This is a genomic window from Rubrobacter aplysinae (assembly GCF_001029505.1).
In the GTDB taxonomy this organism is placed as follows: domain Bacteria; phylum Actinomycetota; class Rubrobacteria; order Rubrobacterales; family Rubrobacteraceae; genus Rubrobacter_A; species Rubrobacter_A aplysinae.
This window is the reverse complement of the sequence record NZ_LEKH01000016.1, coordinates 1-11644: the sequence shown is the minus strand read 5'-3', so window position 1 is coordinate 11644 and position 11644 is coordinate 1. Positions and strand designations below refer to the sequence as shown.

Below are 11644 nucleotides of genomic sequence, written 5' to 3'. Positions count from 1 at the left end.
CCCTCTCCCCCGATACCGAGCCTAGCGGCCCGGGCTCCGGGGCCTTACGTTACCCGGGTTGCCAGGAGCGGCGTCCTGCCGCCACGCGGGCTGGCCGCTCACGCCCGGCTCCGGGGCTTGAGGGGCCGCCTGCTGGCGTTGCTGCCGCTGTTGACGCTGTTGACGCTGTTGCTGTCGTCTCTGGGACCGCTGCTGACGCTGCGCCCGAGACGGCTCTGAAGACGGAGGAGAGACGGCGGGTTGCGTGCTCCCGCCTGAAGGCGTGTTGCGGCCCGGCGTGACCCGGTCCAGGAAATCCTCCGGCCCCCGGTTAGCACCCTGCCCGTTCTTCTCCCCGGCGGTGGTGTCTTTCGCGGTGCCCTCCGTGGTAGTTTTCCGGACCGTGGTCTCCGGTTTCTCCTGCTCGTCTGGCGGGATGCCGACCTTGTTCTCCCGCAGGCCTTCCAGGAAGTCCTCGCCGGGCTCCGCGAACTGCTGTGCGGAGTAGCGGCCGACCACGCTCTGCATGTACACGGACCAGATGTCGAGCGGGAAGTTCTCGCCGTTGATCTCCTCGTAGCCCCGGATGTTTACCATCGAGCGCCGCTCGGTCGGGTAGCCGACCCACACGCTGGTCGTGAGCTGCGGGATGTAGCCGACGTACCAGGCGTCTATGAAGGCGTCGGTGGTGCCGGTCTTGCCGGCGGACTCCCGGCCTATCTCGGCGGGAATGTCCCGGTAGTAGCTCGCGGTCCCACCCTCTTCCACGACGCCTTTCAGGGCCTGCGTAACGGCCGCCGCCTCGTCCCCGGAGAGCACCCGCTCCTCCTCTAGCTCGTGCTCCTCCACGGTCTCGTCCTCGCCGTCCACCGGACGCTTTACTTCTCTTACCAGATACGGATCGGCGTGGACCCCGCCGTTCGCGAGCGTGGAGTACGCGGAGGCCATCTCGAGCGGCGACACGCCCTCGCCGAGACCGCCGATGGCGGTTGACGGGTAGGGCTCGAGCTCGGCCTCTACGCCCATCGCCTCGGCGGTCTGTATAACCTTCTCCATCCCGAGGTCCAGCGCGAGCTGCACGAATACGGTGTTGTCCGACTGCGCTATGGCCTTGCGGAGGTCTATCTCGCCGCGCCGGATGCTGTCGTAGTTGTCCACCTCGTACACCTCGTCTGAGTCGGACAGCGGTATCTGCAGGAACTTTGACTCGTACACGGTGTCGAGCGAGATGCCCTGTTTGATGGCCTCGGCGAGCACGAAGGTCTTGAACGTGCTGCCGGGCTGGCGCTTGGCCTGGGTGGCGAGGTTGAACTGCACGTCGGCGAGGTCCGAGCCGCCGACCATCGCCCTCACCGCGCCGCTCGAAGGCTCCACGGAGACCAGCGAGGCCGAAGGGTCGCCCTCTTCCGGCTTGACTATCTGCTCTACGGCGGCGTCGGCCTCTTTCTGGAGCTCCGGGTCGAGGGTAGTGTAGATGTCGAGGCCGCCCTGGTAGAGGGTCTCCCGGCCACGCTCGCGGATGATCTCCTGGCGGACGGCGTTCAGGAAGTAGTCGTCAGCCTCGTTCTCTTCCAGATTGCCCCGGTCCACGCCGAGGTCGGAGGAGACGGCCTCCCGGTGCTCGGCCTCGGAGATCCTATCCTGTGCGAGCATGTTGTCTAGCACCACGTCGCGGCGCTTGCGGGCGCTCTTTGGGAAGGCGAAGGGGTCGTAGGTGCTCGGGAGGTTGATGATCCCGGCCAGCATCGCGGCCTCGCCGAGCTCCAGCTCGCTGGCGGACTCGTCGAAGTAGGCGCGGGAGGCGGCCTCCGCGCCGTAGGCGTTCTTCCCGAAGTACACCGTGTTCAGGTACTGGTTGAGGATCTCCTTTTTGGAGTGTTCGTCCTCGTACTGCCAGGCGAGGGCGGCCTCGTTGATCTTGCGCTGGAAGCTCGGCACCGCCCTGAGCTCTTTGTCTATGTAGGTGTTCTTTATGAGCTGCTGGGTGATGGTGGAGCCGCCTTCCTGCACGGAGAGGGTGCGCAGGTTCGAGGCCATCGCCCGGCCTATGGCCTCGAAGTCGAGGCCTTCGTGCCGGTAGAAGCGGTTGTCCTCGATGGCGACCACGGCGTCACGCAGGTAGGGCGAGACCTCGTCTCGTGGCACCACGTAGCGGTTCTGCACGCCGTGCAGCTCGTCCACCGGCTCGCCGTCCCGATCGTAGACGACGGAGGTCTGGGCGAGCTCTGCGGCCTGGTAGTCGTCTATCTCGGGCAGCTCCTCCGAGAAACGGTCGTAGGCGTAGCCAAAGCTCGCGACCGCCCCCAGAGAAGCCACCACGGACACGACGCCGAGCGCCACGAGCACGTTCCTCACCCGGGGCAGTGCTCTGTTTCTCTGACGCCGGCGCAGGGCCCTGCCGCGCGCGACCCGGACCGGATCGTTTCTCGACATAGAGGGTTTATTATACCGGAGAGAGCATCTCCTTCCCCGTGGGACCCTCCCCGCGGTGCGGGATATTCTCGTGGCAACTGGCGGAGTCGCACGTAATGAACGTAAGGAGCACAACCCTTGAATCCCTCGAACTCCTCGAATCCCCTGAACAGCGCCCGGAAGCTGCCGGCCGACCCGCGGGCCTCGATACCGCGCGAGAGCATCCCGGCCCTCGCGGACAACGACTACGCCTACCTAAACTCCGGCGGCTCCGGCCCGCCGACGCGGGACGTGGTGGAGGCCGGGCGCGCCACCGACGAGCTGTGCCTCGGCGAGGCCTACCTGCAGGGCGCGGCCTTCTTCGCCCGCCAGGGCGAGGCGAACGACCGGGCGCGCGGGGCGGCGGCCCGGCTCGTGAACGCCGACCCCGGGGACCTGGCCCTGACCCAGAACACGACCCACGGCATGAACCTGGGCATCTTCTCCATAGACTGGCGCGAGGGGGACGAGGCGATCTCGGTCTCCAGCGAGCATCCGGGATGCATCGCGCCGCTACACGAGGTCGAGGCCCGTTTCGGGGCGAAGCTAAAGCTCGTGGACCCGCCGGTGACGCCGGAGAAGATCCGGGCCGCCATGACCCCGCGCACGCGGATGGTCGCGCTCTCGCACGTGGACTGGACCACGGGCGAGGAGCTACCGCTGGCGGAGATAGCCGGGATCGTCCGCGAGGGGGGCGCACTTACCCTGGTAGACGGCGCACAGTCGGTCGGAAACATATCCGTGGACATCCCGGCCACCGGCACCGACCTGTACGCCTTTACCGGCCACAAGTGGCTGCTCGGTCCCGAGGGGATGGGCACGCTCTACGTCCGGCCCGGATCTCCGGTCCGCAGCCCGAACGTCGGCGGAGCCTCGCTCGCGGACGGCTTCGACTACGAGGGGAGCTACAGCCAGCACCCCGGGGCCCGCCGCTTCGAGGCCTCGACCACGAGCCCCGCCCTCGCGGGCGGCTTCGCCCAGGCCGCGGAGGACGCGATACGTCGCGGCGACGCCGGGCCCGACGGCATCCGGAGCCGGGCTGAGCTCCTGATGGACATGCTCGATGAGCTGCCGGGAGTCGAGATCGTCTCCCCGAGGCCCGTCCACTCCGGGCTCGTTAGCTTCACGGTGTCCGGGGTCGGGTCCAAGGAGGTCGCGGACAGGCTGCTGGAGGAGCGGCTCGTCGTCCGCTTCATACCCGAGCCCCACCCGTACGTCCGCGCGAGCACCCACCTCTTCAACACCGGAGAGGAGCTCGAAGCCCTGACCGAGGCCGTGGGACGCCTGCAAACCACGTAGAACCACGTAGAACCACGTAGCCCGGCGTGCGGCGGGGGCTCTGCAAAACACGCACGTTCGGCTATGATCCACGCGTTGTGTGTAGCGTCGTGAGTAGCTTAGAGGGGGAGGCGGGATCTTGAGACCGGCGGCGATGGTTCGTATAGCACTGATGACGGCGCTCACGGCGGTGATGACCCAGATAGCCGTCCCGATACCTCCGGTCCCGTTTACCCTGCAGGTGCTGGCGGTGATGCTTGCAGGTTACCTGCTGGGCCCCCGCTACGGGGCGATGGCGATGCTGGTGTACCTGCTCATCGGGGCGGTCGGGGTCCCGGTGTTCTCCAATTTTGGGTCTGGGCTCGGCCACTTGCTGGGGCCTACTGGCGGCTACCTTTTGTCGTACCCGCTGGCGGTGGCTGTTGCCGGGCTCGTGGCCCCGGCTCTCGCGGGATCGCGGCGGCCGGCGGCGATAGCCTGGGGCGTCGGCGCGGGTGTAGCCGCGCTCGCGATTATCTACGGGGTCGGCGCGAGCTGGCTCGCGGTGCAGGCGGGGCTCTCCCCCGGCGCAGCCTTCGCGGCCGGGGTCGCGCCTTTCGTGGTCTTCGACGCGGTAAAGGTCGTGTTCGCGACCGTGCTAGCGGCGGCGGTCGCCCCCAGAATAGCCTCGACTCGGCTCTTCGTCGGCCCTTCCAGAGAGCCCGGCGGGTCGGGCCGGGTCAGGTAGGGGCGGTCAGTTAGTCTCAGGTAGTCTGGCTCTGGCCGGCGAGCCGGAGCAGCGTGTCCACCACGCCTCCTATGTCCTCGGAGAGGTGATCCGGCCCTGCCTCCCGGAGGCTCTCGTGGGGGAATGCTCCCCAGCTAACCGCGACGCTAACGAGGCCGGCGGCCTTCGCGGCCGCGACGTCGTAGGGGGCGTCCCCGACGTAGACGGCTTCCTCGCGGGTGGCGCCCAGCATCTGGAGGCCCCGCAGGAGCGGCTCGGGGCGGGGCTTGTGCTCGGTAGTGTCCTCCATCGTCACGAAGCGGTCCACGACCCGCCCGAGCCCGGGAAAGGTCTCTAGCGCCTGGTCCACGGACGCCCGGCGCTTGGAGGTGACCACCCCGAGATCCAGTCCGGCCTCCTGGAGCCGGGAGAGCGCCTTCTCCACCCCGGGAAACTCCTTTATGAGCTCGTCGTGGTGGGCCTCCTGGTGGCTTCGATAGGACTCCAGCAACTCGTCCACGCGCTCCGGGTCGAATGCCTTCATCTGCTCCGGTAGAGGCGTACCGACCCCGTTCAAGAGCCTCTCGCGCGGATAGTCCCGGCCCAGGACGGCGGAGGTGGCGTGGCGCATGGACTGGTGGATCAGCTCTGTCGTGTCCACGAGCGTGCCGTCGAAGTCGAAGAGCACGGCGCTCAGGGGCGTCTCCCGCTTCTGCCCCATCAGCCGGTCTCCGCTTCGCCGGAGACGTCTTGGGGGTCCTCCAGGAGCGACCCGAGGTTCCAGCCGGAGATGTTCTGGATGCCGTCGGAGTCCGTGAGGTTCAGGTGTACCGGGGTGATACTGATCTCACCCTGCTCCACGGCGAGCAGGTCGGTGCCCTCCTCGTGGTGGTGCCTGGGCGGGTTGTTGTAGATATCGTAGGTCACGCTGCCGTCCTTGTCGGCGATCTCGACGAGCTCGTCCTTGTACAGCCTGCGGCCCAGCCGGGTTATCCGGGTGCCGGAGAGCTCGGAGAGCGGCAGGTTCGGGGCGTTGACGTTCAGGATGCGCTCGGCGGGCAGCTTCTCCACGGCGGCCTCGGCCAGCCGCGCCGAGAACTCCGCCACGGGGCCGAAGTGCAGCTCCGGCTCCACACCGGAATGCCAGGGCCGCTCTGTGGAGAGCGAGACGGCAATGCCGGGCACCCCGATCACGATCCCCTCAAAGGCCCCGGCGACCGTGCCCGAGTAGGTTATGTCGTCGCCGAGGTTCTCGCCGTGGTTGATCCCGGAGAACACGAGATCCGGCTCGAAGTCCATCAGCCCGAGCGATACCAGCCGCACGCAGTCCACCGGCGTGCCGCTGCAGGCGTACCCGGTCACCCCGTCGGCCATCGGATGCTCTTTGAGGCGCAGCCGCTCGTCGAAGGTGATGCTGCGCCCGACGCCGGAGCGGTTGCGGTCCGGGGCCACCACCAGCACCTCGGAGACCGCCTCGGACCGCTCCAGGGCACGCCGGGCGGCGGCGATACCGGGAGCCTCTATCCCATCGTCATTGGTAAGTACGATTCGCATCTTTTGCATCTACTATTGCTCTTTGGGTTAGACATCACAAAGCCCGAAGACGCACGCCGTGTAGCGCCGTCGCTCGGGATTGCCTAGTTTACCATTACGATCACCGGACCAGCGTTCCCGCGTTAACCGGACCCGTGGGGCCAAAGCACTACGGGGCAGGATGGATCAAAACAGAACAGTACAGGATAAACGCCGCATGTATAAAGCGTGTATAAAATTTCGGGTAGAAGGGTAACCTCTAACTCGCCCCAACCCTTATAATCAGTATTAGCAGGAGGTAGCATCGTGAGACCAGACAGCGCCGCAGAGTGGTTCAGCCGCCGTTCATACGAGCACTCGCAGTTCCCGGACCCCACGGAGCTGGGGCGTCGGAAGCGGGATCTCGGCCTCACGGTCAGCTTGGTGCTGCCGTGTCACGAGGTCGCCGAGACGGTCGGCGGGATAGTAGACGAGATACGAGGCGTAAACGAGCGGACGACACTGGTTGACCAGATCGTCGCCGTGGACGCGGACTCCGAGGACGGGAGCGCGGAGGTAGCCGCGGAACACGGGGCGGAGGTCTACTCGGAGAGCGATCTGATGCCGTCCTACGGCGGTGCCCACGGTAAAGGCGATGCCATGTGGCGCTCCTTGGCGGTGGCGACCGGGGACATCGTGATGTTCGCCGACGCCGACACCAGGGACTTCAAGCCCGAGTTCATCTCGGGCACCCTCGGCCCGATACTGACCGTACCGGAGGTCCGGTACGTGAAGGCCGCCTACCGCCGCCCGTTCAGGTCCGGCGAGAACGTAGAGCCCGACGGCGGCGGCCGGGTAACGGAGCTCTCCACCAAGCCGCTGTTCAACCTCTTCTACCCCGAACTGACCGGCTTCGTACAGCCGCTGGCCGGAGAGTTCGCCGCGGACCGGGAGCTTCTCCTGTCCATACCGTTTCTGACCGGCTACGCGGTGGAGACCGGGATCATGATAGACGTGATGGGCAAGGTCGGGCTGGACGCGATGGCCCAGGTAGACCTCGGCGAGCGCCAGAACCGCCACCAGCCGCTCCGCGACCTCTCTCGCATGTCGTACTCGGTGCTGCGCGCCGTCGCCCGGCGGCTGCGCGAGGACGGCAGGCTGCACCAGATCCGGGACGCCAGCCTCCCGGACACCCTGTTCCAGTTCTCCGACTACCGCCACGCCGTAGCAACGCCAGACGGGCTGGAGCTAATGGAGTACGTCGAGGAGCTCGTCGAGCGCCCGCCGATGGCCGAGGTACAGCGGGTCGGGTAGCTCTTAGCGGTCAGCCTTTAGGAGTGAAGCCCCCGAGCCCGCTCGCCGGGCCTCCTGCGCCTCACACGGTGATGACGACCTTTCCCCTGGCGTGTCCCTCCAGGAGGTACCGGATGGCCTTGGGTGACTCGGCGAGCGGGTAGGCTCGATCTACGACCGGCGTGACCTTCCCAGACTCGATAAGTTCCTTCAAGGCGATCATATCCTCGTGGTTCTCCGAGGAGATAAACGTGCCGAGCTTCTGACTCACGAACGGCGACAACGCGAGCGCCCGGAGCTGGCGATCCGTACCCCCGAGCCACCGTCCACCGTTCTCGCCGCCGACGATGACGAGGATCCCCCGGGAGGCGAGGGCATGCCGGAGGTGCGAAAGCGAAGAGTTCCCGCCGATGTCCAGGATCACGTCGTAGCGTCGCTCCCCTCCGGCAAATTCGGCGAAGTCCTCCCGAGTGTAGTCGAGGACGTGATCCGAACCGATGGATCTCACCATCTCGGCCTTCGTGGCGCCGCACACGCCGGTGACCCGCGCGCCGAAAGCCTTGGCTATCTGCACGGCGAAGGTGCCCACACCGCCCGATGCGCCGATGACGAGCACCTCCTGCCCCGGCTCTACCCGTCCGTGGTCCCGCAGGCCCTGCAAGGCGGTCAATCCGGAGATGGCGATCACCGCCGCCTGATCGAAGGTGAGGTTTTCCGGCTTGGACGCGAGCTTCTTCTCTGAGGCACGCGCATACTCGGCGTACGAGCCCGTGGCGATGCCGAACACCTCGTCTCCGGCCTGAAACCTGCTCACGCCATTTCCGACCGCCTGCACGACGCCGGCCACGTCCGAGCCGATAACGGGCTCCTTGGGCGCGCGCAGCCCGTACCCCGCGAGGCGCACGGGATACGGCAGACCCGTCATGAGATGCCAGACCTCCCGGCCCACGCCGGCCGCGCTAACGCCTACCAGCACCTCGTCGTCCGAGATCTCGGGCTCGTCAACCTCCCTGAGCTCAAGGGCCTCGGTCGAGCCGTAGGTATCCCGGGCGATTGCCTTCATAGCGTCTCCCTTTCACTGCGCGGGTACGCAAGATCTCCGTTTACCCCTCCTCAAACCGGCGCCGCGGCTACTCGTTACACGTTCTTGGTGTACTGTCGACGTTCCGAGCCGCTCCTACCCCACTTTCTCCTTCTCGGCCTCGGCATTTACGGCGAGCACCTTCTCGACCAGGTTCTCGGGGACCTCCTCGTAGTGGGCGGGCTCGACGTGGAAGTTCGCCTTGCCGCCGGTTATCGCGCGTAGCTCGCGGGCGTAATCGCGCAGGGAGGCCTGCGGCACCTCGGCGCGCACCACCTGGCGCTCGCCGCGCTGCTCGATGCCGAGCGGACGGCCGCGTCTGCCCGAGAGGTCCCCCATAACGTCTCCGACGAGCTCCGTGGGTGAGAGCACCTCTACCATCTGGAACGGCTCCAGCAGTACCGGACCGGCGTCCGCCACCGCGTTCTTGAAAGCCATCGAGCCCGCCACCTTGAAGGCCATCTCCGAGGAGTCCACCGAGTGGAAGCCGCCGTCGTAGAGCCGGACGCGAACGTCCACCACCGGATACCCGGCCACGACACCCTCGGCCATCGCCTCGAGGATGCCCTTCTCGACCGCCGGGATGTACTGGCGGGGGATGGCTCCGCCCACGATCTCGTCCACGAACTCGAAGCCCGCGCCGCGCTCCAGCGGCGAGACCTCGATGTGACAGTCTCCGAACTGGCCCCGCCCGCCGGACTGCTTTTTGTAGCGTCCCTGTGCGCTTGAGGAGCGCGTGATCGTCTCCTCGAACGGCACCTTCGGGGCGTGGGCCTCGATCCCAGCCCCGTAGCGCCGCCGCGCCCGTTCGAGCGCGAACTCCAGGTGCAGCGGCGCGAGACCCCGCAACAGATCCTCGCCCGTGGACTCCGAGCGTGTGAGCGCCAGCGACGGGTCCTCGTCGGCCACCCGACGCAGCGCCTCGAAGACCTTCTCCTCCTCGCCCCGGCTCTCGGCGGAGACCGCGCAGGCCGCCGTGGGCTCGGGCAGCTCGACCGGCGGATAGACCACGGTCCGGTCGGCGCGGCACAGGGTGTCGAAGGTCTGTACGTCGCGCAGCTTGGCTACGGCGATTATGTCCCCGGCCACGGCTTCGTCCGTGGAGACTCGCTCCTTACCGTACAGGTGTGACACGCCGCCGAGCCGCTCGGCGGTGCCGGTGCGGGGGTTCACGAGCGCCTCGTCCGAGCGGCATCGGCCACTCACCACCCTGAGCGCCGTTATGCGCCCGGCGAACGGATCCACGTAGGTCTTGAAGGCGTAGGCGCTAAAAGGGGCTTCGGTGTCGCAGAGGGCCTCGTCACCCTCCGTCGAGATCCAGCGCGAGCGGTCCACCGGCGAGGGAGCGCTGCCCGCGATCACGTCCAGGAGCCTATCCACCCCGATGCCGCGCTCCGCGCTCGCTGCCACCACCGGGATTATGAGGCCGTCGGCAATGCCCTTCTTTATGGCATCGAACGCCTCCTCGGTGGTGAACTCCTCGTCGGCCAGGTACTTCTCCAGCAGCGTGTCGTCGCTCTCGGCGATGGCCTCGAAGAGCCGGACCTTGGCCTCGTCCACCTCCGCCTCCATGCCGGACGGTATCTCTGAGGTCTGGCCTCCATCCACGAAGGCGAGGCCACTGAGCAGGCCGTAGATGCCCTTGAGATCCTCACCCTGCCCGATAGGCAGGTTGAGCGGCACGATCTCCTGACCGAACCTCTCCCGGAGCTGCTCGACCACGGCCCCGAAGTCGGCCCGCTCGCGGTCGAGGTGGTTCACGACGACCACGTGCGGGATGCCCTCCTTCTCGCCCCTACGCCACACCCTTTCCGTGACGACCTGGACCGGGTCCTGGGCGTGGACGACGAGCACCGCGCAATCGGCTACCCGATGGGCGACGAATGCGTCCCCGATGAACCCGCCGTCACCGGGAGTGTCGAGGAGGTTGATCTGACGCCCTTTCCACTCCAGGCTCGCTATCCCCATGCCGAGGGTCATACCGCGCTCGGCCTCCTCCTCGGCGTTATCGAGGATGCCCCCCGACACCCTCTCGCCGGGGCCCCTTCCGGCGCACAGGGCTATCATCTCCTCCCCGAGCATGGTCTTACCACTGCCCCGGTGTCCGATCAGGCACACGTTGCGAATAGTCTCCGGCTCGACGGCCATAGGGACCTCCTCTCCCGATTTTCCTATCCCCTCCCCGGCACTAGTAACGTCCGGGGCATTCAGCTTATCTCAGAGACCGTTCACAGGCTACTACTAAAGTAAAATTATCGGTATTGATAAAGTAAACCCAGAATTCAGAAGCTAGGAATGAGTGGCGTGAATCTAACCTTAACTGCTTATTTATCCCTTCTGTACCCTATTAGGAGCAGAGGTAATGAGGCCAACAAATTTCACGCGGCCGTAGAAGACTTGTGCAGTTTATCCGGTGAGCTTAGTTTAAGTTCTCATGGTACTGATGAGGCTGTGCTTCAAATCAGAGCCTTAGAGTCTTCTAGCTTAGAAGAGAAGCGGGTCAGAGAATATTTAGCAGCTTCTACTTCTATAAGAAAGTCAGCTCACCTTTCTCCTAGACCTACTATGATCGTCGAAGTCTCGCTAGACGCGACCGTGCCCACCGACTTTGCGAAGATGTACGATGACGAAGGTACAATAACTCGATACGAAGGTGAAGAAGCGAGAGTTGTATACAGTTCGGCAATTGGCTCTGATTTCGCGAGTTATATTCATAGGCTCATCGTCGCTGCAAATATTGCCCACGTTGGCTCTATTATATTGGATAAGTCAGTAATGGTCTCAGAAAACGGGTTAGAGGACATCATAGCCACTTGCAGCGCTCAATCACTTACGGAGGCTACAGAATATGCCCTGTCGATTGGTTGGCCTCCGATAAAAGCCTTGAACATTCTAGAAGTTTGGAATTGGATCTCTACTAAAAAAGGTTTCATGGAAGGGTTTGGTGGTGGTCCAACTGGAAGAGCTTTGAACGCTTTCACACACTTGCTACTTCCTGCAAGCATTATAGATGAAGGCACCGAGCTTTTCTGGTCGATGGTTGGCCTTGAAGCTCTATACACTAAAGGCAGCTCGGGAATTCAAGAGCAGGTAAGGGAGAAGAGTCAGCTTCTACTTGGTGCTCAAAATAGCCACAAGAAAGAGATAACTCGCATGTACGATCTAAGGTCTAGGTTCGTTCACGGGGACTTGAATTTCTCTGGCGCTCATCCCTCTGACAGCGCGTTTCACAGTAGATGAACCGCAGTTTGCCGGTACCCTGCGTGCTCGAAAAAGCCCAGGGCCTCTGCAGCAGTAATTGCGGATAGCGCTGCGCCCATCGCCTCTACTAGAGTCTTCTTGGT

At 65.1% G+C, this 11644-nt stretch carries 9 protein-coding genes; 4 read left to right on the top strand and 5 right to left on the bottom strand.

Translation table 11 applies throughout. The annotated features are described in order from the left end of the window. Positions 1–21: 21 nt before the first annotated feature. Positions 22–2412, bottom strand: coding sequence for a transglycosylase domain-containing protein (locus ABD53_RS12970; RefSeq protein ID WP_053058057.1), 2391 nt, complete (start codon positions 2410–2412; stop codon positions 22–24). Between the two features lie 117 nt (positions 2413–2529). Between ABD53_RS12970 and ABD53_RS12965 the strand changes: the two genes are divergently transcribed. Both ABD53_RS12965 and ABD53_RS12960 read left to right on the top strand, forming a co-directional pair. Continuing rightward, the gene (locus ABD53_RS12965; RefSeq protein ID WP_047866243.1) at positions 2530–3729 is read left to right on the top strand and encodes an aminotransferase class V-fold PLP-dependent enzyme; all 1200 of its coding nucleotides are present in this window, start codon (positions 2530–2532) and stop codon (positions 3727–3729) included. Positions 3730–3847: 118 nt separating this feature from the next. Further along, a complete protein-coding gene (locus tag ABD53_RS12960; protein WP_053058056.1) occupies positions 3848–4435 on the top strand; it encodes a biotin transporter BioY in 588 nt (195 codons plus the stop codon). 16 nt (positions 4436–4451) lie between these two features. Here ABD53_RS12960 and ABD53_RS12955 read toward each other — a convergent pair whose 3' ends face one another. Together ABD53_RS12955 and surE are read right to left on the bottom strand one after the other, a co-directional pair. Continuing rightward, entirely contained in the window at positions 4452–5135 is a 684-nt protein-coding gene (locus ABD53_RS12955) for an HAD-IA family hydrolase (protein WP_047866242.1), read from the bottom strand. After that, a complete protein-coding gene (gene surE, locus ABD53_RS12950) occupies positions 5135–5968 on the bottom strand; it encodes a 5'/3'-nucleotidase SurE (protein ID WP_047866283.1) in 834 nt (277 codons plus the stop codon). Before surE ends, ABD53_RS12955 begins: the two co-directional genes overlap by 1 nt. A 285-nt stretch (positions 5969–6253) precedes the next feature. Between surE and ABD53_RS12945 the strand changes: the two genes are divergently transcribed. Next, positions 6254–7240: a glucosyl-3-phosphoglycerate synthase gene (locus ABD53_RS12945; RefSeq protein WP_047866241.1), complete on the top strand. Its 987-nt coding sequence runs from the start codon at positions 6254–6256 to the stop codon at positions 7238–7240. A 61-nt stretch (positions 7241–7301) separates the two neighbouring features. Here ABD53_RS12945 and ABD53_RS12940 read toward each other — a convergent pair whose 3' ends face one another. Beyond that, entirely contained in the window at positions 7302–8282 is a 981-nt protein-coding gene (locus tag ABD53_RS12940) for an NAD(P)-dependent alcohol dehydrogenase (RefSeq protein ID WP_047866240.1), read from the bottom strand. A 114-nt stretch (positions 8283–8396) separates the two neighbouring features. Beyond that, on the bottom strand, positions 8397–10448 hold the full coding sequence (gene fusA / locus ABD53_RS12935) for an elongation factor G (RefSeq protein WP_047866239.1): 2052 nt from the start codon (positions 10446–10448) through the stop codon (positions 8397–8399). A 147-nt stretch (positions 10449–10595) separates the two neighbouring features. Between fusA and ABD53_RS17045 the strand changes: the two genes are divergently transcribed. Then, the gene (locus tag ABD53_RS17045) at positions 10596–11540 is read left to right on the top strand and encodes a hypothetical protein (protein WP_152670772.1); all 945 of its coding nucleotides are present in this window, start codon (positions 10596–10598) and stop codon (positions 11538–11540) included. The last annotated feature ends 104 nt before the right edge of the window (positions 11541–11644 follow it).